This window comes from Anaerobacillus sp. MEB173, assembly GCF_052119505.1.
GTDB lineage: Bacteria > Bacillota > Bacilli > Bacillales > JBJMAU01 > JBJMAU01.
The window spans coordinates 41,087-65,138 of sequence record NZ_JBJMAU010000012.1 but is presented as its reverse complement, the minus strand read 5'-3'; the positions used below and the strand labels follow the sequence as shown (position 1 = coordinate 65,138).

Genomic DNA, 24,052 nt, shown 5'->3' with positions numbered 1-24,052 from the left:
CAAACAACTATTTTCAAAAAGCTTGTTAGCTATAGGGAGAGTTTATCATAATTGGTCCATATTCTTTATAGATTTTTATTTTTATACATAGTGTACAAAAATAAACGTTTTCTTTTTATAGTTTAGTCGAATAGTATCAACCCTTTATATCCAATAAAATAATGGTAGGACAATTATTAAGAATTATCAGAAAAATAGATGCAGAGGCGGTTACATGGCGTGGTTGGGTGTAGGAATCACTAGTAAGCTTGAAAGGAAAAGGAGGTAGAGTCGTGAAGCGAGATCACTTAATTAAGCCTGTTTTACAAGTCGAGTATCCAATGGCTGAGTATGGTAGAGGCGTGTATCTATATGATAAAAACAATAAAAATTACATTGACGGCTCATCTGGTGCGGTTACAGCAAGTATAGGACATGGGGTACCGGAAATTATCGCAGCAATGAATAAACAAGCGGAAAAAGTTTCATTTGTATATCGTTCACAATTTACAAGTGAACCAGCTGAGGCATTAGCGAAAAAGCTAAGTGATATAACACCGGGAGACTTGAATTGGTCGTTCTTTGTAAATAGCGGATCAGAAGCAACGGAAACCGCGATGAAAATTGCTATTCAATATTGGCAAGAACAAGGAAATTATACGAAAAACAAAGTGTTATCTAGATGGATGAGTTATCACGGGATAACAATGGGGGCTTTATCGATGTCAGGTCATGTTGCGAGAAGAGAACGATTTGTCCCTTTGTTGGAGGATTTTCCTAATATCTCAGCACCATATTGTTATCGTTGTCCCTATGGAAAAACATATCCAAGCTGTAAACTTTTGTGTGCAAAAGAACTAGAAAGAAACATTCAAAGAATTGGTCAGGATCAAATAGCAGCATTTATTGCTGAACCAATTATCGGAGCCGCAGCAGCTGCTGTTGTTCCGCCAGAAGACTATTATTCCGAAATAAAAGCAATCTGTGAAAAGTATAATATCTTATTCATTGCTGATGAAGTGATGACAGGTATTGGTCGAACCGGAAAAATGTTAGCAATGGAACATTGGGGTGTACAGCCTGATATTGTTGCTCTTGGAAAGGGAATGAGTGCCGGTTATACACCAATGGCAGCAACGATTGTAAGTGATCGAGTTATGTCCCCAATCTTAAACGGATCAAAAGTAATCATGAGCGGACATACGTACAGCGCAAACCCACAGTCAGCAGCGGTATCACTTGCCGTCCTTGACTATATTGAAAAACACAATCTAGTAGAGAAAGCAGAAAGAATGGGGAATTATTTAAAAGGAAAGTTAGAGAAACTCTCACAAAGGTTTTCTTTTATTGGAGACGTTCGTGGGGAAGGTTTACTCTTAGGAGTTGAATTTGTATCGGATAAGAATCGTAAAACTATATTTCATTCTGATGTCAAACTATCAAATCTTATCATTCAACAATCAATAGAAAAAGGCCTACTTGTTTATCCTGCCAACGCTGGAGATGAAGGGATTAACGGTGATGCGATTCTTATAGCACCCCCACTAGTAATATCTAAACAAGAAATCGATGAATTGGTTTCTAGGTTTAGTGAAGCACTTCTGAGTGTTGAAAAACTACTAAATCAAGAGAGAGGCTCAATGGAGGAACAGAAAAATGAAAGTTTGCAGTATTGAACAAGTAGTAGAGAAATTCAATGATGGAATGACATTGATGTATGGTGGTTTTGGCGGGGTTGGAAATCCTCCAACGCTTATTGCAGCACTTCTTAATAAAGGGGTTTGTGACCTGAATTTAATAGGAAATGATGCAGGTTTTCCTGATATCGGTATTGGTAGGTTAGTCAGCCAAGGAAGAGTTAAGAGTTTAATTGCATCACATATTGGCTCCAATCCTGTGGCTGGAAATCTTATGAGTGAAGGAAAGCTCAAAGTAGAATTTTCACCGCAAGGTACACTTGCAGAACGTATCCGTGCTGGTGGAATGGGCTTAGGGGGAGTTCTCATCGATGTCGGGATAGATAGTATGATCGCTGAAAATAAGCAGACTGTTCAACTTAAGGATAAGCCTTATTTAATTGAGTCAGCATTAACGGCTGATGTATCCATTGTATATGCTAAAAAAGCCGATACTTATGGAAATTTAATTTACGACAAAAGTGCAAGAAATACAAATCCTTTAGTTGCTATGGCTGGGAATATAACGATTGCTGAGGTAGAGGAAATTGTACCGGAAGGCGAGCTTGATCCAGAAGAGATTGTAACACCAGGTGTGTTTGTAGATATGGTAATACAAAGTCAAGGGGTCGATTGGAAATGGGTATGGGAGTAGATGTTAGGCAGCGTATTGCTAAGCGGGCAGCTCAAGAAATTCAAAACGGAATGACCGTTAATTTAGGAATTGGGATTCCTACATTGGTAGCCAATTATTTACCAAGCTCAATCAAGGTCATGTTTCATGCGGAAAATGGAATTTTAGGTACGGGTCCGAGTCCTCAACAAGGCCATGAAGATGCGAACCTATGTAATGCAGGCGGATACCCGGTAACTATTAATCCTGGTGCGTCTTACTTTGATAGTGCAACAGCCTTTGGAATTATTCGTAAAGGGCTCGTGGATGTAACGATTTTAGGAGCTCTTGAAGTTAGTGAAACAGGTGATCTAGCAAATTGGATAGTTCCTGGCAAAAAGGTACCAGGTATGGGAGGAGCGATAGAGCTTGCACAAAAAACAAAAAAGGTCATTGTATTGATGAATCAAGTGAGTAAAAACGGACAATCAAAAATATTAAAACAATGTCGTTTGCCTCTTACTGCAAAAGGTTGTGTTGACCTTATTATCACTGAGATGGCTGTCTTTAAAGTAGAGTCAGATAAATTGATCTTAAGTGAGATTATGGAGCCGTATACATTAAAAGAAGTGAGGGCTAGTACGGAAGCAGATTTTGAAGTAGCAGAAACATTACTAACGGTAAAATAATAAGAAAACGAGTATTGGAGGGGATTGAAATGAACGAAGTAGTGATTGTCGGTGGCGTTCGCAGTCCTGTTGGTGCATTTGGAAAAGGGTTAAAAAATGTCACAGCCAATGAGCTAGGAAAACAAGTTTTAAACCGATTAATGGATAAGGTTCAATTAGATAAAGCAGACGTTAATGAAGTTGTATTTGGACATGGTTATATTCATGGTGGTGGGCTTAATTCAGCAAGAATTGCATCACAAATGGCTGGTTTTCCAAATGAAGTACCGGCTCATATTGTAATTAAAGCGTGTGGTTCAAGCTTGAAGGCAATTACAACAGCTGCTGCAACAATTGCATCAGGACAGGAAGATGTCGTCATTGCTGGTGGAGTTGAAAGTATGAGTAACGTTCCTTATATTTTAAAAAATCGTTGGGGAACGAAATTTGGAAATGTTGTGACTGAAGATGCGTTATTAGCAGACGGCCTTCAATGTTCGATCTTAAATGAACATATGGGAATAACAGCTGAACGTTTAGCAAAGCAATATGAGATTAGCAGAGAAGAGCAAGATCAGTTTGCATTTGCAAGTCATAATAAGGCAGCAAAAGCTATAGATGACGGGAAGTTTGAAGAAGAACTTTGCCCAATTAAAGTCCAAACAAGAAAAGGTTCGTCTTATTTTGAACGAGATGAATCGGTACGTAAAGATATTTCATTAGAAAAATTAGATGAGCTACGTCCGGTCTTTCAAAAGGATGGGCATATTACAGCTGGTAACGCATGTCCGATGAGCGACGGTGCCGCTGCACTTATGCTGATGTCTGAAGACAAAGCGAAAGAAAAAGGACTTACACCACTCGTGAAGATAAAAGCATATGCTAGTGCTGGTGTAGATCCAAAAGTCATGGGGATTGGACCAGTACCAGCTACAAAAAAAGCATTAGGAAAAGCAGGTCTATCAATTGAAGATATTGGACGAATTGAATTAAATGAAGCATTTGCAGCCCAAGCACTCGCTGTCATAAAAGAACTAGGTATAAACCCCAACAACGTCAATGTAAATGGTGGTGCAATTGCCTTAGGGCATCCTGTTGGAGCAACAGGAGCAAAACTAACGGTGACATTGATGCATGAAATGGTAAGAGAAAAGGTCCGTTATGGAATGGTCACTTTATGTATGGCTGGAGGTATGGGCCTGGCAGTAATTTATGAAAATATGACATTATAGGGGGATGTTGTTATGGACGTTTATCAAAGTAAAATCCATCACTGGTTAGAACAAAATCGGGAAAAATCCCTATCGTTCTTACAAAGCCTTATTAATGAACCAAGTACACAAGGAAATGAAGAGGCAGTACAAACATTAATTGTTAATAAACTGAAAGAAATCGGATTAGAAGTTGATTTATGGGAATTAGATGGAGAAAATTTAAAGAAAAACCCATACTTTTTTTCACCTAGAGATCAGTTTAAAGGTAGTCCGAATGTAGTAGGAGTTCTAAAGGGAGAAGGCTCCGGTCGCTCGATTTTGTTAAATGGACATGTTGATGTAGTCCCAGCAGGAGATCTTACACAATGGGATAAAGATCCATATCAAGGAGAAGTAGTTGATGGAAAAATGTATGGTCGTGGTACAACGGACATGAAAGGTGGCAACCTCTCTCTTTATTTGGCGATTGAAGTGATTAAAGAATTAGGAATAAAGCTCAAGGGTGACGTAATTTTACACAGTGTTGTTGAAGAGGAAAGTGGAGGAGCAGGTACACTTGATGCGATACTGAAAGGATATAATGCTGATGCTGCAATTATTCCGGAACCAACCAATATGAAAATTTTCCCGAAACAACAAGGGTCAAAATGGTTCAGACTGTACGTGAAAGGTCGTGCGGCACATGGTGGGATGCGCTACCACGGGGTAAGTGCGATTGAAAAAAGTTTAATTGTACTTAATCATATCACTGACCTTGAGAGGTTACGTAACGAAAGAATCGATGATCCGTTGTACAAGAACGTGCCAATCCCAGTTCCAATTAATATTGGACGAATTGAAGGGGGGGATTGGCCATCCTCAGTCGCGGACCTTGTGAAACTAGAAGGTCGCATTGGAATTGCTCCTAATGAAAACATTGATGATGTACAAAAGGAACTAGAACAGTGGATGCAGGAATTAGCTAACATTGATCCTTGGTTTGAAGAACACCCGGTTGAAATTGAATGGTATGGTGCACGTTGGTTACCTGGATCCATCGATGAAAACCATACGTTAATGGGGATTTTATCAAAACAATATCAAACAGTACTAGGCAAAGAACCAGTAATCGAAGCTTCTCCATGGGGAACCGATGGAGGGCTACTTACACAGGTAGGTGATACACCTTCTGTTGTCTTTGGTCCAGGTCTTTCCCATATGGCACATTTTCCAAATGAATATATTGAAGTAGATAAGATTTTTGAAGTGGCTGAAATAATTGCTCTAACTGTAATCGAATGGTGTGGGGTAAAAGAAGTGTAGTTACGGGGGTATGAATAAAAAAACGGAGGGACAAAAATGAAAATAATGAAAAATCAATTTATTAATTTAAAAACGAATATACCAGGGCCAAAAGCAACTGAGTTATTAGAGCGTCGTTATAAAAGTATTCCGAAAGGACCATTTAATACAGCGATGACATTTGTTGAAAAAGGGAAAGGTGCTTTACTAACCGACATTGATGGGAATACATTTATCGATTTTGCTGGGGCGATTGGAACAATTAATGCGGGACATTGTCCCGAAGAAGTTGTAGAGGCTTTAAAGGGCCAGTTAGACAAGTATATTCACACATGTTTTCATGTCATGATGTATGAGCCGTATATTCAATTAGCAGAAAAATTAAACGAAATTACACCAGGAGACCATGAGAAAAAAACATTCTTTTTAAACAGTGGTGCAGAAGCTGTAGAAAATGCGATTAAAATTGCTAGGAAATACACGAAACGTCGCGGAATTATTTCGTTTGAACGTGGGTATCATGGGCGTACGTATATGGCGATGTCATTAACGAGTAAAGTAAAACCTTATAAGTATGGATTTGGCCCGTTTGCAACGGATACGTATAAGATGCCTTACCCATATTATTATCGCAAGCCAGAAGGGATGACAAATGAAGAGCTTGATGAGTTTATCTTAAATAAGTTTGAAGATTTTTTCCTAGCAGAAGTCCCGGCCGATGACGTAGCAGCAGTCATTATGGAACCTGTTCAAGGGGAAGGGGGATTTATAGCACCATCTATCCAATTTGTTCAGGGGGTAAAAGCAATCTGCGAAAAGTATGGCATATTATTCATTGCCGATGAGGTTCAAACGGGGTTTGGACGTACCGGAAAGATGTTTGCGATGGAACATTATGGTGTTGTACCTGAGATGATGACGATGTCTAAATCGATCGCTGCAGGGTTACCGATCAGTGCAGTGACTGGTCGCGCGGAAATTATGGAGTCGCCTAATCCAGGTGAAATCGGTGGAACGTACGGTGGAAGTCCATTAGGATGTGTAGCTGCTTTACGTGTGATTGAAATGATGGAACGAGATAATATTTCTGATCGTGCAACAGAGATAGGAGCATTAATTGTAGAACGCTTTGAATCTATGAAAACAAAAATCCCTCAAATTGGAGATGTTCGAACATTAGGTGCAATGACAGCGGTAGAATTTGTAAAAGATCCAATCACAAAAGAACCAGATAAAGAATCAGTAGCTAGCATCATTCAGGAAGTGAATAAGCGTGGAGTTATCGTGTTAGGTGCCGGATTATATGGAAATGTTTTACGTTTCTTATGTCCTTTAGTGATCACAGATGAGCAATTACAAGAAGGGTTAGATGTGATTGAGCAAGTAATCTATGAAAAAGTACAAGATGGAACGATGTGATACATGATGGAAAAATATCATCTTTATATTAATGGGCAAAATGTTGAAGCGAAAAAGTATGAGTCGCTGTATTCTCCGTATAGCAACGAAAAGATTGCAGAAGTTGCCATTGCCGATGAGGACGAAACAGATGCTGCAATAGAGGCAGCGTATAAAGCTAGAAAAATAATTGCAAAAATGCCTGCATACAAAAGAGCAGATATCCTTGAACATGTTGTTTCTCTTTTAAAAGAAAAAGCAGATGAATGTGCCCGACTGATTTCTCTTGAATCAGCAAAGCCTATTGCAACATCAAAAGGAGAAGTCTCTCGAACCATAATGACATATAAATTTGCTGCTGAAGAGGCAAGACGCATTCATGGTGAGACCATACCGATGGATGCGGCGCCAGGAGGGGAAGGAAGAGTATCTTATACTACTCGAGAACCAATTGGTGTTATTGGAGCTATTACTCCATTCAATTTCCCAATGAACTTAGTCGCCCATAAAGTGGGGCCAGCCATTGCTTCGGGGAATTCCATTGTTCTTAAACCCGCTGAACAAACGCCTTTATCAGCATTATTTATAGCCGAACTCTTTGAACAAGCTGGATTACCAGCTGGTGTATTAAATGTTATCCCTGGATATGGACATATTGCAGGAGATAGACTAGTGCAAGATGAGCGAGTAAAAGCTATTACATTTACAGGTAGTCCGTCTGTCGGTAAACTTATTCGCTCAAAAGCAGGATTGAAAAAGGTAACATTGGAGCTTGGCTCTAATTCAGCTTTAATTGTCGACGACGGAACAGATTTAGATACAATGATTGACCGGGCTGTCATGGGGGCATTTTCGAATGCAGGTCAGGTTTGTATTTCATTACAACGAGTGTATGTTCATGAAAACTTGTATGAAATTTTTGTAGAAAAATTTACGAAAAAAACAGAGCAACTTACTCTTGGAGACCCTCTAAATGAAAAAACTGACATATCCGCATTAATCAGACCTAAAGAAGTAGATCGGGCATTAAACTGGATTAGTAATGCAGAAAGGGAAGGAGCTGCTATATTAACTGGTGGGAAGAGAGAAGGAAATACACTCTATCCTACAGTTCTAACTAATGTTCCAAGTGGCTCAAGTATATCTTGCCAAGAAGCCTTTGCACCAGTTGTCGTTATTAATAAAATCAAGTCTGTTGAAGAAGGAATAGAGTATGTTAATGATTCAAAATATGGATTACAGGCGGGGATTTATACTAACTCTTTAGTAACAGCACTAAATGCTGCAGAAAAGCTAGAGGTTGGTGGCGTAATGATTAATGATATTCCTACCTTTCGTGTTGACCACATGCCATATGGTGGGGTAAAAGAAAGTGGAACTGGTCGAGAAGGAATAAAATATGCAATTGAAGAAATGACAGAAATGAAATTGATTAGTTTTAAAAAATAGTAGTAGTCCTAAAAGTTATATCCACAGGTAGATTCATTATGGAATTCTACCTGTTTTTTTTGTATAAATCCATATTCCCCTAAAAAAAAATCTCCCTGTTCCGCTATTTTAATAGAGCAAAATTTTTTATTAATTTATAAAAAATTTGCAATTAGCAAAATTTTTTAACTACAGACCTCTTATTTATATTAAAATAATTTATACATAGTGTAGTGAATTATTCATTTTTAGATAGTTTTAGGAATTGGCATAATTTTTGCTTAATTAATAATTGAAAACATGATAAGGGGGATGGGAATTATATGAAAAATTTTAAAGAAGTTTCAATCATTGGTGCTCCTATGGATTTAGGACAAGTACGTAGAGGTGTAGACATGGGACCCAGTGCAATGAGGTATGCTGGTCTGATAGAACAAATTGAATCTTTAGGTTACAGCGTTAAGGACAACGGTGATATTCAAATAGACCGTTCCAGTGTGAATGAAGATGCTCGACATGAAAACTTGAAGAACTTTAGGGAAGTTGTGAGGGTAAGTGAAGAGTTACAAAAAGCAATAAATCGTATACATAACGAGGGATCTTTTCCGCTTGTTTTAGGTGGGGATCATAGTATTAGTATTGGTTCAATTGCAGGGCTTGCTAAGTTTTATGAGAATTTAGGGGTAATTTGGTATGATGCCCATGCTGATTTAAATACTGCAGAAACATCACCATCCGGAAATATTCATGGCATGCCGTTAGCTGTAAATCTTGGAATCGGGCATGATGATCTTATAAATATCGGTGGTTATTGTCCGAAAGTAAAACCAGAAAATATAGTGATTATTGGTGCTAGGTCAATTGATGATGGTGAAAGAGAATTGATACGTGAGAAGGGTATCAAAGTTTTTACGATGCATGAGATTGATCGGCTTGGTATGACAAAAGTTATTGAAGAAACGATAGACTATTTGTCTAGTCGAACGGATGGCGTTCACTTAAGTCTGGATTTAGATGCAATTGATCCAGTGGATGCTCCGGGAGTTGGAACACCTGTAATGGGTGGAATCACTTATCGTGAAAGCCATTTGGCATTAGAGATGTTATCTGAAGCCGAAATCATTACATCAGCTGAATTCGTTGAAATAAATCCGATCCTAGATAATAAAAATCAAACGGCAGATGTAGCAACGGCCTTAATGACTTCCCTGCTAGGAAAAAAACTACTGTAGTTTAATATGATGATAGATTAATAAATATTTTTGTGGGGTTAATTATAATCAAAGGGGGGAAATATGATGGCAATTGAACAAATTCAAAAAGAAAAGAAAAATGAGGAAGCTAATTATTCATTAAAAGATTATATGCGCGTTATTGTTCCTTCATTGGTTGGTATTTTCCTTTTTATGGTTCCATTGGCATATAATGGGCAAATAACGATTCCAGTAGCATATATGGCAAAACTAGTTGAGGGTATGCTTTACGAGTTTCTACCAGCAATCATGACGGGGATTCTTTTTCTCGTAGCCGTCATGACAACTTTGGTTACTAAGTTTGAGCCCAAAGGGTTATTAAATAAACCTTTTTTGAGAGCTCTGTTTTATGTTCAACCAGTCTGGCTCTATGTTCGTATAATGGGATTAATTTTTGCGGTAATGACACTATTTAGACTAGGACCAGAGTGGGTTTGGTCAGAGTATACAGGGGGATTATTACTATACGAATTAATTCCGATTCTCTTTTCCGTTTTCTTATTTGCTGGATTATTTCTTCCGTTACTATTGAATTTTGGTTTGTTAGAGTTTTTCGGTATCCTACTTAATAAGATTATGAGACCACTGTTTACTTTACCAGGGCGTTCTTCGATAGATTGTTTGGCATCTTGGATGGGAGATGGAACAATTGGTGTCCTGCTAACGAATAAGCAATATGAGGAAGGTTATTATACAAAGCGTGAGGCTGCTGTTATTGGGACAACCTTTTCTGTTGTTTCCATTACGTTTAGTATCGTCATCCTTGCTTATATGGAGTTGGAACATCTATTTATACCATACTATTTTACTATTGCACTTGCTGGTTTTGTAGCAGCAGTGATTTGTCCGCGGATTCCTCCGCTTTCCCGTAAGGCAGATGTCTATATAGTAGATAATAAACAAAGAGTAAATGAAAGTGAGTTAGAAGGTGTATCCCTTTTTAAGTTTGGAATGGAAAAAGCACTACAACGAGCAAAATTAAATGAGGGCTTTTTAAGTACAGCTAAAAGTGGTTTGAAAAATGTTGTTGATATGTGGTTTGCAGTTATCCCTGTTGTGATGGCCTTAGGAACTGTGGCGCTAATCGTTGCTGAACATACACCATTTTTTGAAATATTAGGTATGCCATTTATTCCTCTATTAAACCTATTGCAAGTTCCAGAAGCAGCTGAAGCAGCTCAAACAATGGTAATAGGTTTTGCAGATATGTTTCTACCAGCGGTTATTGGGAGCGGAATTGAAAACGAATTCACTAGATTTGTTATAGCTTGTGTTTCGGTTACACAACTTATTTATATGTCGGAAGTAGGTGGATTGTTATTAGCATCTAAATTGCCAGTGAAATTCACTGATCTAGTCATTATTTTTATTGAAAGAACATTAATTACTTTACCGATTATCGTTTTAATGGCCCATTTAATATTTTAGAGTACCTATCTATCTCATGAATTAGGATTTTAAAAAGTGAGACAAAAAGTAAGGAGGTGGGTTCCTAAAAATCTCCTATTCATGAATGAGATGAGTATTTGTAAAAATAGACAGGGTTTAATTGAGAGTGAGGGGAAATAAAATGGAAAACGAAGAAAAGCAAGTTTCTTTTAACTGGGCAATTATTCCACTGTTAGTCATGATTACAGCAATGTCATTTACAATTGTTGTGTTTGGTGGTGATCCACACATACCACTTATTATCGGTACAATTGTATCCGCTTTCATCGCTTGGAAGTTTGGGTTTACATGGAATGAAATTGAAGGCGCGATTTATAAAGGGATTCGATTAGCACTTCCGGCTATTGTAATTATTATAATGGTTGGAATTATTATCGGAGCATGGATAGGAGGAGGGATTATTGCTACAATGGTTTACTATGGATTAAAGCTCATATCCCCGTCCCTTTTTCTTGTTTCCATTACAATAATAGGAGCAATTGTTTCACTAGCCATTGGTAGCTCATGGTCCACAATGGGTACAATTGGTGTAGCTGGTATGGGGATTGGATTAAGTATGGGAATCCCAGCTCCGATGATTGCTGGTGCGATTATTTCTGGGGCGTATTTTGGTGACAAAATGTCACCTCTTTCTGATTCAACAAACCTAGCTGCTGGGGTAGTTGGTGTTGATCTTTTCAAGCATATTAAACATATGTTTTACACAACAGTCCCGGGTTTAATCATTGCATTAGCTGTTTATTGGTTCCTTGGCCGACAGTTTTCTGCTAGTTCAATTGATGATGAGAATATAGCAAACGTAATGACTCAATTAGAGGCTAATTTTGTCATTACGCCATGGTTATTACTCATTCCAGCTATTGTTATTTTTTTAGTAGCGAAAAAAGTGCCGGCTCTTCCAGCATTAACTGTTGGTGTGATATTAGGTTTTTTAGCACAAATTGTTGTACAAGGTGGAGCCATTGGAGATGCGGTTAATACACTTCAAGGTGGGTTTTCAATAGATTCTGGAAATGAAATGATTGATAGTTTATTTAATCGTGGTGGGATTGATGCAATGATGTACACCGTTTCCTTAACGATCGTAGCCATGACTTTTGGTGGTATTTTGGAAAATACAGGGATGTTAAAGGCGATTGTAGATCGAATTTTAAAATTGACAAAAACAGCAAAGGGATTACTCACAACTGCGATAAGTTCAGCCTTCTTAACAAATGTTACAGCGGCTGAACAGTATATCTCCGTAGTTGTACCTGGGAGAATGTATGTCCAAAGTTTTCGCGAAAAGAGGATTCACCCGAAGAACCTTTCACGTGCAGTTGAAGATGGCGGGACGCTAACATCGGTATTTGTCCCTTGGAATACCTGTGCTATTTTTATTTTTGCTACTTTAGCAGTCCACCCATTTGAATATGCTCCTTATGCGATCTTAAATTTAGTGGTACCATTTATTTCACTTGTTTATGCTTGGACTGGTTTTTCAATAACACCTTTATCCGAAGAGGAGTTTAAACAATTGGAAGAGGCAGATAGAAAAGCGGTCTAAACATTGGGCAATAATAGATATAATCATAAAAACCCCCTAGAAGGGGTTTTTATGTTACTCATCTTTATTCAATCGTTTCATTCTATACTGTAGGCTCTGCCTACTAAGGCCCATTTCTTTTGCTGCGTTTGTTATATGATATTTGTGTCGTTCAAGCGCTTTATTTATATAATAATCTTCAGCTTCCAATAAGAAATCTTTAAGATTCCGTAGAGGTTTTTGTTGATCATTATCTGTAAAATCATGTACGCTAACAATTGATGTTTCTTTCGGCAGTACGTTTTGCGGTTTATTTCGAAAATTATATGGCAAGTGTGAGACCTCAATAATTTCTTCATCGATCATTAAATTGATTGCCCCTTCAATGACATGTTCTAGCTCTCTAATGTTCCCTGGCCAATCGTAATTGGTTAATAGTGATAAGACTTCATTAGAAACACCTTTCACATTGACTTGGAACATATGATTATATTTCTTAATAAAAAAGTCAATTAATAGGACAATATCTTCTTTACGTTCGCGAAGAGGGGGGATAAAGAGTGACACGACACTAAGGCGATAATATAAGTCTTTTCTTAATCGTTGATTAGCGATGGCCTCAATCGGATCTTCATTAATTGTTGATAGAATTCGTACATTGATTTTCCGATCAACGGTATCCCCGATTCTTCTAATTGACTTTTCTTGAATTGCTCTTAAGAGTTTTGCCTGTAACATTGGGCTTAATGAGTTTATTTCATCTAGCAGTAGCGTGCCCCCTTCTGCTTGTTCAAACAACCCTGGACGGTCTGTCGCTCCCGTAAACGCCCCTTTTTTCGTACCAAATAATAAACTCTCGATTAGATTATCTGGCATTGCCGCACAGTTTTGCGAGATAAATGGTGCCGGTGCCCGTTCACTTCCGTTGTGAATACTTTGGGCAAATAACTCTTTACCAGTCCCTGTTTCACCGACAATAAGTACGGAAGAGGAAGTACGTGTTGCTCTTTTCGTATTTTCAACCACTTCCTGAATCGCAGGGCTCTTTCCGATGATACTATCAAATGTGTAGCGGGTGTTTCCGTTACTTGTCATGTTATTTCTAATTAATCGTTCGATAACGGTTACATCCTTTGCCACTTCAATTGCCCCAATTGGTGTATCTCCATCGTAAACAGGAAAAGTGTTGTTAATCGTCGTTATTTCTTTGCCTTTATTATTAAAATAGGTTTGTTTTTTATTCTTTACTTCTTTTCTATGGTGTAAGGCATTGAGCAAAGTACTCCCCTGACCCTCTTCAAACATAAATACATCGAGAAAATCTTTGTTAATAACCTCTTCCTTTTTCATCGATTCTATTTCCATCATTTTATCATTATAGATGATCGTTCTTCCTTTTTGGTCAATAGCATGAACACCTACATCGATTTCATTTATGAGAGTTTCATAGATTTTTTGAATTTGTAAAAGATGATCTAAGTTTTGTTTTCGTGACATCTTTTTCTCCTCCCTTACCCCTGTATTTTTTATTGTAAAAGTAATCAAAAAATTTAGCAAATTATTTTTTCCTTTTTAAAAGATAATTAAAGTAATCTATCGAAAAATTTTGCGTTTGGTAGTGAAGTAGATGATAATACAAGCCATTAAAAATTGGCATGATTTTTGCTTTGTAAAATGGGTAGAAATAAATTTTTTTAAGGGGGGTTTGTCATGGAATTGGTATTTAAAAACTTTTTCCTCTTTTTATCAAAAAATAAGGTTTTGAATAAGAGCGCAAAACGGTGGGGCCTTAAATTTGGTGCTTCCCAAGTTGTTGCTGGAGAGACAATTGAAAGTGCGATTGCAAAAGTAAAACAATTAAATGCAAAGGGGCTTGTATGTACAGTTGATCACTTAGGTGAATTTGTCTTTAACCGTGAGGAAGCAATTGAAGCGACTGAATATTGCATTAAAACGTTAGATGCTATTTATTCTGCTAGTGTAAATTGCAACTTATCTTTAAAAATGACGCAATTAGGATTGGATATAGATGAACAACTATGTTTAGAAAATATGAAACGTATATTGGATACAGCTAAAAAATACAACAATTTTGTTCGTATCGATATAGAAGATTATGCGCATTGCCAGGTAACATTGGATCTCTTTAAAAAGTTAAATGAAGAATATAAAGGCCATGTAGGGACAGCGGTTCAAGGTTATTTATATCGTGCCAATGATGATATTGAAAATTTAAATGGTGTAAACCTGCGCTTAGTTAAAGGGGCATATAAAGAGGCGGCAGAGGTTGCATACCAAGACAAACAAGAAGTCGATAAAAACTACGTAAAAATAATTAAACAACATTTATTAAATGGTAGCTACACAGCGATTGCTTCCCATGATCATGACATTATTAATGAAATTAAACGTTTTTGTAAGGAAAACAACATTTCAAACAATCAATTTGAGTTTCAAATGCTTTATGGATTTCGAACGGAATTGCAAGAGCAAATTGCTAAAGAAGGCTATAATATGCGAATTTACGTACCATATGGGAACGACTGGTATGGGTATTTTATGAGAAGGTTAGCTGAAAGACCACAGAACGTTGCCTTTGCTTTAAGAGGTTTTTTCTCTAAATAAATGATGTAACTGCAAAATATACTTTCTTTTACAGCAAAATTATTATTTGTAAGGAAAATTAATTTTGCGATTACTTATGAAGATTACTTAAAAATTTTGTTAGAATTGAACCGAAAATCTAACATAGCCCAAAAATCAATAATAATGGAACGTGAAAAGCTTTGAGGATAGGTATGTAATCGTCATTTGAAAATAAAAATATGAATTTGTTGGCATGGGGTTTGCAATTAGTAGTACGTATATAAACAAAATTAATTGCAAGGTGTAATCTATTATCAAATAATGAGGTGGGGTAAAATGGCAGCTGTAACTTCTGTAACTCAAACAAAAAATTCTCTAGTAGATCAAAAAAAGAGTCTTCTAGACTCTACACAAATAGTTATTAAAGAGGCCCTAACAAAACTAGGGTATTCTAATGAAATGTATGAATTAATGAAAGAGCCACAAAGAATGTTAACGGTAAGAATTCCTGTACGAATGGATGATGGATCAGTTAAGGTTTTTACTGGTTTCCGTGCTCAACATAGTGATGCTGTTGGTCCTACAAAAGGTGGAGTTCGTTTTCATCCAGAAGTTACCGAAGAAGAGGTAAAAGCATTAGCGATTTGGATGAGTCTAAAATGTGGCATTTCGGATTTGCCTTATGGTGGCGGAAAAGGCGGAATTATCTGCGATCCAAGGGAAATGTCAATGCTCGAATTAGAACGACTCAGTCGTGGTTATGTAAGAGCCATTAGTCAGTTAGTTGGTCCAACAAAAGATATTCCAGCACCTGATGTATTCACAAACTCACAAATTATGGCGTGGATGATGGATGAATATAGTCGAATTCGTGAATTTGATTCACCTGGCTTCATTACTGGAAAACCATTAGTTCTTGGTGGTTCGCACGGACGTGAAACAGCGACAGCACGAGGAGTCGTTATTTGTATTGAAGAAGCAGCGAAACAAGTTGGGATAGATCTAAAAGGGGCAAAAGTCATTGTTCAAGGATTTGGTAATGCCGGCAGTTATTTAGCTAAATTTATGCATGACGCAGGAGCGAAAGTAGTTGGTATTTCTGATGCATATGGAGCGCTATACAATGAAGAAGGTCTAGATATTGAATATCTATTAGATCGTCGTGATTCGTTTGGAACAGTAACGAATCTGTTTAAAAATACAATTACAAACCAAGAGTTACTAGAACTACCATGTGATATTTTGGTCCCGGCAGCGATATCGAATCAAATAACCGCTGATAATGCTAACGAAATTAAGGCAAAAGTAGTCGTTGAGGCTGCGAACGGTCCAACAACATTAGAAGCTACAGAAATATTAACGGAACGAGGGATACTATTAGTTCCTGACGTACTGGCAAGCTCAGGAGGTGTTACAGTATCCTATTTCGAATGGGTTCAAAACAACTTAGGATACTATTGGTCAGAGGAAGAAGTTTCCGAAAAACTTCGTAATGGTATGGTGAAATCATTTAATGATATTTATAGTACATCGAGATTTCATAAAGTAAATATGCGTTTAGCGGCTTACATGGTTGGTGTTCGTAAGATGGCAGAAGCTTCACGTTTCCGCGGTTGGGTGTAAGGTTGGCGAGAACGCAAAATAATTTTTCTGAGCTGCAAATAAATTTATCGTAGCAAAATAATTTTTCTGTGTTTGCTGCTATTTAAAAAAATATTTTGCTGAACTTCCCCAAAAATGAAACTTGTAAAAAATAAAAAAATGACTAGAAACCTTATGGGTAAAGGATTTGTTATTTTAAAATATGAAGTCTAATAGTTTTGGCACGGGAATTGCAATAAAAAGTAAGTATAGAAAATTTATATAAAACCAAACAAATTTAACTAGAAGGAGTAGATATTAGATGATCGATTATAAGCATGAACCATTTACAGATTTTACGGTAGAAAAAAATAGAGAAGAATTTAAAGTGGCTTTAAAACAAGTAGAAGCGGAACTTGGCAAAGATTATCCACTTATTATTGGTGGAGAAAGAGTGACAACGGAAGAGAAAATTATTTCTGAAAATCCTTCAAACAGAGAACAAATTGTGGGGACTGTATCAAAAGCGAATACAGAATTGGCTGAACAAGCAATGAAAGTAGCCCATGATACATTTAACACGTGGAAAAAATGGGATCCAGAAGTTCGTGCAGATATTTTATTCAAAGCAGCAGCAATTGTACGTCGTCGTAAGCATGAATTTTCTGCTTATCTCGTTTATGAAGCAGGTAAGCCTTGGAATGAAGCTGATGCTGATACAGCGGAGGCAATTGATTTCTTAGAATATTACGGTCGTCAAATGATTGAGCTTAAGAAAGGTTATCCGGTTGAAAGCCGTAAAATTGAAAAAAATAGATTATCTTATATTCCATTAGGAGTAGGTGTTGTTATTTCACCTTGGAACTTTGCTTTTGCTATTATGGCAGGGATGACAACATCAGCGCTTGTTACAGGAAATACAGTTCTATTAAAACCAGCAGAAACAACTCCAGTTGTTGCCTATAAATTTATGGAAGTACTTGAAGAGGCTGGTCTTCCAGCAGGTGTAGTTAACTTCATTCCAGGAAGCGGACCAGAAGTTGGGGCTTATTTAGTTGAGCATCCTAGAACACGTTTTGTAAGCTTTACTGGATCGCGTCAAGTTGGTGTTGAAATCTATGAGAAAGCGGCTAAGGTACAACCAGGCCAAATTTGGTTAAAACGTGTTGTCGCTGAAATGGGCGGTAAAGATACAATCGTTGTTGATAATAATGCAGACTTAGATCTTGCAGCACAATCTATCGTTCAATCTGCATTTGGATTCTCTGGACAAAAATGTTCTGCGTGCTCAAGAGCAGTTATCCATGAGGATGTATACGATGAAGTATTAGAGAAAGCGCTTGTTTTAACGAAAAAATTAACAGTTGGCGAACCAGTGAATGATACGAATATGGGACCAGTGAACGATCAAAAAGCGTTTGATAAAGTAATGAGCTATATTGAAGTAGGAAAAGAAGAAGGACGTTTAGTTGCTGGAGGAGAAGGTGATAACTCAAAAGGTTATTTCATTCAACCAACCATCTTTGCTGATGTTGATGAGAATGCGAGAATTATGCAGGAAGAAATCTTTGGACCAGTCGTTGCTTTCTGTAAAGCAAAAGACTTTGACCATGCACTTGATGTTGCGAATAACACAGAATACGGATTAACTGGTGCTGTTATTACAAATAACCGTGCCAATATGGAAAAAGCACGTGAAGAGTTCCATGTCGGAAATCTGTATTTCAACCGTGGTTGTACAGGTGCGATTGTCGGATATCACCCATTTGGTGGATTTAATATGTCTGGAACAGATTCAAAGGCAGGTGGACCGGACTACTTATTACACTTCACACAAGCTAAACTAACTTGCGAGCAACTTTAACTTAGGAGGTATAGATATGGCTACGAAAACAAAATCAAATTCAATTATTGAAACAACAGAGAAATACGGAGCAAAAAACTATCATCCTCTACCAATCGTTATTTCTAAAGCGGAAGGTGTATGGGTGGAAGATCCAGAGGGTAATAAATATATCGATATGTTAAGTGCTTATTCTGCACTTAACCAAGGTCACCGTCATCCTAGAATCATTCAAGCGCTGAAAGATCAAGCGGACAAAATTACGTTAACATCCCGGGCATTTCATAATGATCAACTAGCATCTTTTTATGAAAGAGTTTCAAAATTAACAGGAAAAGATATGCTTTTACCAATGAATACGGGTGCGGAAGCGGTTGAAACAGCTGTTAAGGCTGTTCGCCGCTGGGCATATGACGTGAAGGGTGTACCTGCTGACCAAGCAGAGATTATTGTTTGTGAAGATAATTTCCATGGTCGTACAATGACAGCTGTTTCTCTTTCTTCCAATGATGAGTATAAGCGTGGATTCGGTCCGATGCTTCCGGGGATTAAAGTGATTCCTTATGGTGACTTGGATGCTTTAAAAAAGGCGATTACACCGAATACGGCAGCATTTATGCTTGAGCCAATTCAAGGTGAAGCTGGAATTATTATTCCACCTAAAGGATTTTTAAAAGCAGCCCAAGAGCTTTGTAACAAAGAGAATGTTTTATTCGTTGCTGACGAAATTCAAACAGGTCTTGGAAGAACTGGAAAAATGTTTGCGTGCGAATGGGAAGATGTAGTACCTGACATGTATATTCTTGGAAAGGCTCTTGGTGCTGGTGTTATGCCAATATCTGTTGTTGCTGCTAACAAAGATATTCTTAGTGTATTTGAACCAGGATCACATGGTTCAACATTTGGGGGAAATCCACTTGCATGTGCGGTTTCTGTTGCTGCATTAGATGTGATTGTTGAGGAGAAGCTAGCAGAACGTTCTAACGAGCTAGGGGCATATTTCCAACAGAAATTAAAAGAAATTGACAATCCGGTTATTAAAGAAGTACGTGGTAGAGGATTATTTATCGGCGTTGAACTGACTGTTCCTGCAAGAAGCTATTGTGAAGAGTTAAAGCAAGTCGGCTTGTTATGTAAAGAAACTCATGTAAATGTTATTCGCTTCGCACCGCCACTAGTCATGATGAAAGAAGATCTTGACTGGGCAATTGATCGTATTAAGCAAGTGTTAAGTAAATAATAGTCATGTTATTAAATTGTTCGTATAAAAATAAAAGTCCGATATACCTTAGGGAGGTGTATCGGACTTTTTTTCACATGTCTATTCATTATCATCACCCACAAAAAACACTTTCTCATTAGGGATGTGCAAAAATAAAGGTTTTGTTCCTGATTTTATCTCAACTGCATTTTCTTTTGCGAGATCAACTACGAAAGAATTTCCGCCGCACTCCACGAAGAATGATGTAGAGAAGATACCATCGGTAATTTGAATAATATCACATGGGAAAGTATTTTCTTGTTCGGCCGTTGTTAGCAAACGGAGGTCGTGAGCGTGAATGCCAACAAACGTTTTGTTTTTATTAATAGCTGATGGTTTTTGTTTTACATCAATATGTAGATTATTAACAATAACTGTGCTAGATGTTTCATTTTCTATAATGTTCTTTACTTCAAATAAATTTTTACAACCTGTTAATTCAGCCACGGTCATTGTTTTCGGTTGTTCAAGTATTTCGGCTTTATTTCCGTGCTGGACCACTTTGCCATTAGCATAAATAATAATTTTATCACATAACCGGTATGCTTCATCCATATCATGTGTCACTAGAAGGACAACACCTGAGTAATTTTTTTGAATGATGTCTAGTAATTCCAACTGAAGTTTGTTTTTAATTTGCTTATCTAATGCTGAAAAGGGTTCATCTAATAAAAGAAGATCAGGTTCAGTAATGAGAGTTCTTGCCAAGGCGACTCGTTGTTGTTGTCCACCAGATAATTGATTTGGATAATAGTTTTCATAGCCAGAAAGGTGGATAATCTCAAGCATATCGCTCACCCTTTTTCTTCGCTCTGTTTTACTTAAATGATGTAAGCCATAAGCGATGTTATCAAAGACATTAAGGTGAGGGAAGAGGGCGTAGTTTTGAAACATAAAGCCGATCTTCCGCAGCCTTGGGGGGATATTGACTTTCTTATTAGAGTCATAGAGAACTCGGTTATTTAAAATAATTGATCCTTCATCTGGTGTCCGAAGTCCTGCCAAGCATTGTAATGTTAAGCTTTTTCCAGATCCTGAAGGGCCGAGGATACCTAGAATTCCAGGTTTCGCTTTGAAAGATGAATGTAGGAGGAAGTTTTCTTCTTTGTTTTTAATATGAACTTCGAGCATGGATAACTACCCCCTTATCATTTTCTTCTCTAAGCGATTAATAATATAGAGAACGGTGATCGATACGGCCGTCATGATCATCACAAGAGCATTTGCTAAGTCACGATTCCCGGCTAATAGTGCATCATAGATGGCAATGGGCATCGTCATTGTTACTCCGGGAATACTTCCGGCTACCATTAATGTTGCGCCAAAGTCCCCTAATGCCCTGGCAAAGGCAAGAGTTGTACCGCTGGCAATCCCTCTCCATGAAAGTGGGATAATAATAGTAAAAAAGATATTTATCTCTGTTCTTCCTAAGAGACGTGCTGAATTGATAAGATCTTTGTTCACATTTGCAAAGCCTGCTTTTGCCGATTTTATGAGAAAAGGAATCGCTACAACCGTAGCGGCAACAACAGCCCCCGCAGGTGTAAACACAATTGTCATTCCAAAGTTTTCTTCCAAAAAAATGCCGATCTTACTTTGTCTTCCTAATAACACTAATAAGTAATAGCCGAGCACAGTTGGAGGCAAGACAATTGGTAAAGTAACGAGTGTATCAATCATGTCGCCGATTTTTGACTTTGACTTGCTTAAGTAGAGGGAAATAGGCAATCCGATTAATAACGTAATGAAGGTAGCCGTTAATGCTACCTGCAGTGATAAATAGAGTGGATATAAATTAATGTCTTCCATCATCGATCATCCGGGTGAATAAACCCGTATTTCTCCATGACAGCCTTACCTTCACCATTTACATACCGGATAAATTCTTTCGCTAAATCCTCTTCTTGAGTCGTCGATACGACAGCAATTGCCTGCTCTATTGGAGCATGTAACTGCTCTTCGATTAAAGTAAAGTTAATTTGGTCATTTTCAATGATTGATTTAGCAACGATGGCAGCTTCTACATTACCAGATTCCAAAAGCGCTAATGTGTCAGTAATATTTCTCCCGTAAACGATACGGTCTTCGATTTTGTCCCAAATTCCTGATGTTTCTAATGCTTGCTTTGCGGCTAACCCATAAGGCGCATGCTCCGGGTTTGCAATGGCAATTTTCTTGAATTCAGGGTTTGCGAGATCTTGAATATTATCTATAGAAAAGGTACTTTCCTTTAATGTAGCAAGTCCAATACGCCCAAGAGCATACAGTTGTTGCGTTTCAGCAATCACGTGTCCTTTTTCTCGAAGCTGATCAACAAACATAATGTTCGCAGCAGCAAATACATCAAATGGTGCCCCATGCTCGATTTGATCGGCTAACTGGCCGGTAGAACCAAAGGAAAAGGAAATCGTAACATTATGTTCTTCCTCAAATTGTTTTCCAAGTTCGGTAAACGCTCTCGTTAAGTCAGAGGCTGCTGCTACTGTAATTTTTTGACTTGTATTATCTTCAATGTTGTTTTCATTTCCCTGTGCTTGACATGCGCTCATGAATATCAAAGCGGCACTCAATATGTAAAGGAAAAAATAGAAGTGTATCTTTTTCATTGTAAAAATTTCACACCACCTACAGTTTTCAATATGGACTAAGAAAACGGATATTTATGATTTGTTCCTAGTTATGATTATAAAGATTTTAAACAAGTAAACCAACCTTTTTGTCACATTTCGAATTAGAGGATATGTATGGTATCCAGTAATATTTCATTGCAATAAAATCAGTTCATAGAGTATAGTTAAAGTAACTATACAATTGGAGAGTGATGAAAATTTGGACAGTATACCCTATGACTCGATTATCTTGTTAGGGGCATTATTATTGTTATCAGGTTATTTTTCTGCATCAGAAACAGCGATTACGAGTGTGAATAAGGTAAGGCTTCGTAATCATTCAGAAAATGGCAATGTGAAGGCAAAACGATCGCTTGAAATGGCTGAAAAATTTGACCAGAGTTTATCCACGATTTTAATTGGTAATAACATTGTAAATATTGCAATGGCGACCATTGCAACAAAGGTTGCCACAGATCTCTTTGGCAGTCAAGGCAGCACATTATTTATTACGACAATGGTTATTACTGTACTTGTACTCATCTTTGGTGAAATTTTGCCTAAGTCATTGGCAAAACAATATGCTGAGAAATACTTGTTGGCAATATCAACCTCTTTAATGACGGTCATGAAGGTTTTCTTCCCGATTACTTGGCTTTTTGTTCAGTTGAAAGTTGGAGTCAATAAGGTAACAGGCTCTAAACATGAAGAACCGTCCGTAACTGATGAGGATGTAAAGGCACTTGTGGAAATCGGTGAAGAGGAAGGGACGTTTCTCACTCAAGAGAAGGAATTACTCCATAACGCTATAGAATTTGACGATATACTCGTGAAGGATATATTAACACCTAGACCGGATGTGATTGCTGTATCATCCACAGCAACAATAGATGATATTAAGGATATTTTTATACAAGAAAAATATTCGCGTCTCCCTGTTTATGAAGGTTCGATTGATAATGTTGTTGGAGTTATTTACAATAGAGACTTTTTTGCAAAATATGTGCAGGATAGTAATTTTGAAGTAAATGAGATCATTCGGAAGCCCCATTTTGTTATCGGCTCATTGAAGATATCTAAGCTGTTAAAGGATTTACAAAAAAATAAAGTTCATTTGGCGATCGTTCTTGATGAGTACGGAGGAACTGAGGGGATTATTTCAATTGAAGATATAATTGAAGAAATTGTTGGTGAAATTTGGGATGAACATGATGAAAGTGAAGTTTTTATTCAAGAATTGAGTGAAAGAAAGACACGATTTGATGGGAAAATTTCAGTAGAAGAGTTCTGCCAGTTCATCAATGTTGATTTGTCGGAGTCTTCCTCAAATACTTTAGGTGGATGGATTACAGAGCTATTCGGTTATTTACCAAAAAAAGGTGAGACAATCACCTATGAAAATCTGCTCATAAAAATCGAAGAGGTTAGAAACCGTCGAATTCAAAAAGTAATTATTGAACTAGATGAAGAGACGACAAAGACAGCGTAAAAACAAGCAGGATGATTCTGCTTGTTTTTTGTTATAAGAAGTAGGAGGGGTTTGGAATAGCGATTATTATTTTTTGGTTTTCAATTATTGCTTCGTTATTAACATTTGTATATGGAGTAAAAGAACGTTCTCGTTTGTTATTAGTGATTAGTATTGTTACATCATTACCCGTTGTTTTGTATTTCTCAGCAACTCCGAG

At 37.4% G+C, this 24,052-nt stretch carries 19 protein-coding genes; 15 read left to right on the top strand and 4 right to left on the bottom strand.

Going from position 1 to position 24,052, the window contains the following annotated elements:
- Positions 1–272: 272 nt before the first annotated feature.
- The 10 genes from ACJ2A9_RS18265 to nhaC all read left to right on the top strand — a co-directional run bounded on the left by ACJ2A9_RS18265 (position 273) and on the right by nhaC (position 12,505).
- The gene (locus ACJ2A9_RS18265) at positions 273–1,655 is read left to right on the top strand and encodes an aspartate aminotransferase family protein (RefSeq protein ID WP_441423120.1); all 1,383 of its coding nucleotides are present in this window, start codon (positions 273–275) and stop codon (positions 1,653–1,655) included.
- Positions 1,636–2,310, top strand: a complete 675-nt coding sequence (locus tag ACJ2A9_RS18260; protein ID WP_441423119.1) for a CoA transferase subunit A — start codon at positions 1,636–1,638, stop codon at positions 2,308–2,310. The genes ACJ2A9_RS18265 and ACJ2A9_RS18260 overlap by 20 nt, the downstream gene beginning before the upstream one ends.
- Complete coding sequence (locus ACJ2A9_RS18255) at positions 2,295–2,957, top strand: 3-oxoacid CoA-transferase subunit B (protein ID WP_441423118.1); 663 nt, start codon at positions 2,295–2,297, stop codon at positions 2,955–2,957. The genes ACJ2A9_RS18260 and ACJ2A9_RS18255 overlap by 16 nt, the downstream gene beginning before the upstream one ends.
- A 29-nt stretch (positions 2,958–2,986) precedes the next feature.
- Positions 2,987–4,168, top strand: coding sequence for a thiolase family protein (locus ACJ2A9_RS18250; protein WP_441423117.1), 1,182 nt, complete (start codon positions 2,987–2,989; stop codon positions 4,166–4,168).
- 12 nt (positions 4,169–4,180) lie between these two features.
- Positions 4,181–5,452, top strand: coding sequence for a peptidase (locus ACJ2A9_RS18245; RefSeq protein ID WP_441423116.1), 1,272 nt, complete (start codon positions 4,181–4,183; stop codon positions 5,450–5,452).
- A gap of 36 nt (positions 5,453–5,488) precedes the next feature.
- Positions 5,489–6,850: a 4-aminobutyrate--2-oxoglutarate transaminase gene (gene gabT / locus ACJ2A9_RS18240; protein ID WP_441423115.1), complete on the top strand. Its 1,362-nt coding sequence runs from the start codon at positions 5,489–5,491 to the stop codon at positions 6,848–6,850.
- Between the two features lie 3 nt (positions 6,851–6,853).
- On the top strand, positions 6,854–8,278 hold the full coding sequence (locus ACJ2A9_RS18235; protein ID WP_441423114.1) for an aldehyde dehydrogenase family protein: 1,425 nt from the start codon (positions 6,854–6,856) through the stop codon (positions 8,276–8,278).
- Positions 8,279–8,580: 302 nt separating this feature from the next.
- Positions 8,581–9,489 carry an arginase gene (rocF, locus tag ACJ2A9_RS18230; RefSeq protein WP_441423113.1) on the top strand — a complete coding sequence of 303 codons (909 nt, stop codon included), beginning with the start codon at positions 8,581–8,583 and terminating at the stop codon, positions 9,487–9,489.
- Between the two features lie 66 nt (positions 9,490–9,555).
- Entirely contained in the window at positions 9,556–10,938 is a 1,383-nt protein-coding gene (locus ACJ2A9_RS18225) for a YjiH family protein (RefSeq protein WP_441423112.1), read from the top strand.
- A gap of 142 nt (positions 10,939–11,080) precedes the next feature.
- Entirely contained in the window at positions 11,081–12,505 is a 1,425-nt protein-coding gene (gene nhaC / locus ACJ2A9_RS18220) for a Na+/H+ antiporter NhaC (protein ID WP_441423111.1), read from the top strand.
- 54 nt (positions 12,506–12,559) lie between these two features.
- Here the strand turns inward: nhaC and ACJ2A9_RS18215 are convergent, their stop codons facing one another.
- Entirely contained in the window at positions 12,560–13,981 is a 1,422-nt protein-coding gene (locus ACJ2A9_RS18215; RefSeq protein ID WP_441423110.1) for a sigma-54 interaction domain-containing protein, read from the bottom strand.
- Positions 13,982–14,194: 213 nt separating this feature from the next.
- On the opposite strand from ACJ2A9_RS18215, the gene ACJ2A9_RS18210 reads away from it, so the two are divergent.
- From ACJ2A9_RS18210 to ACJ2A9_RS18195, 4 genes are all read left to right on the top strand, one after another.
- The gene (locus tag ACJ2A9_RS18210) at positions 14,195–15,109 is read left to right on the top strand and encodes a proline dehydrogenase family protein (RefSeq protein ID WP_441423109.1); all 915 of its coding nucleotides are present in this window, start codon (positions 14,195–14,197) and stop codon (positions 15,107–15,109) included.
- A gap of 297 nt (positions 15,110–15,406) precedes the next feature.
- Positions 15,407–16,693, top strand: coding sequence for a Glu/Leu/Phe/Val family dehydrogenase (locus tag ACJ2A9_RS18205; RefSeq protein ID WP_441423108.1), 1,287 nt, complete (start codon positions 15,407–15,409; stop codon positions 16,691–16,693).
- A 280-nt stretch (positions 16,694–16,973) separates the two neighbouring features.
- Entirely contained in the window at positions 16,974–18,515 is a 1,542-nt protein-coding gene (gene pruA, locus ACJ2A9_RS18200) for an L-glutamate gamma-semialdehyde dehydrogenase (protein WP_441423107.1), read from the top strand.
- 16 nt (positions 18,516–18,531) lie between these two features.
- The gene (locus ACJ2A9_RS18195) at positions 18,532–19,734 is read left to right on the top strand and encodes an ornithine--oxo-acid transaminase (RefSeq protein WP_441423106.1); all 1,203 of its coding nucleotides are present in this window, start codon (positions 18,532–18,534) and stop codon (positions 19,732–19,734) included.
- 81 nt (positions 19,735–19,815) lie between these two features.
- Here the strand turns inward: ACJ2A9_RS18195 and ACJ2A9_RS18190 are convergent, their stop codons facing one another.
- From ACJ2A9_RS18190 to modA, 3 genes are read right to left on the bottom strand one after another with little or no spacing between them, the layout of a single operon-like run.
- Entirely contained in the window at positions 19,816–20,886 is a 1,071-nt protein-coding gene (locus ACJ2A9_RS18190) for a sulfate/molybdate ABC transporter ATP-binding protein (RefSeq protein ID WP_441423105.1), read from the bottom strand.
- A gap of 6 nt (positions 20,887–20,892) precedes the next feature.
- A complete protein-coding gene (gene modB, locus ACJ2A9_RS18185; protein ID WP_441423104.1) occupies positions 20,893–21,564 on the bottom strand; it encodes a molybdate ABC transporter permease subunit in 672 nt (223 codons plus the stop codon).
- Positions 21,564–22,304, bottom strand: coding sequence for a molybdate ABC transporter substrate-binding protein (modA, locus tag ACJ2A9_RS18180; RefSeq protein ID WP_441423136.1), 741 nt, complete (start codon positions 22,302–22,304; stop codon positions 21,564–21,566). The genes modB and modA overlap by 1 nt, the downstream gene beginning before the upstream one ends.
- 280 nt (positions 22,305–22,584) lie before the next feature.
- Here modA and ACJ2A9_RS18175 point away from each other — a divergent pair, with 280 nt between their 5' ends.
- Positions 22,585–23,853, top strand: coding sequence for a hemolysin family protein (locus ACJ2A9_RS18175; RefSeq protein ID WP_441423103.1), 1,269 nt, complete (start codon positions 22,585–22,587; stop codon positions 23,851–23,853).
- Positions 23,854–24,052: the final 199 nt, after the last annotated feature.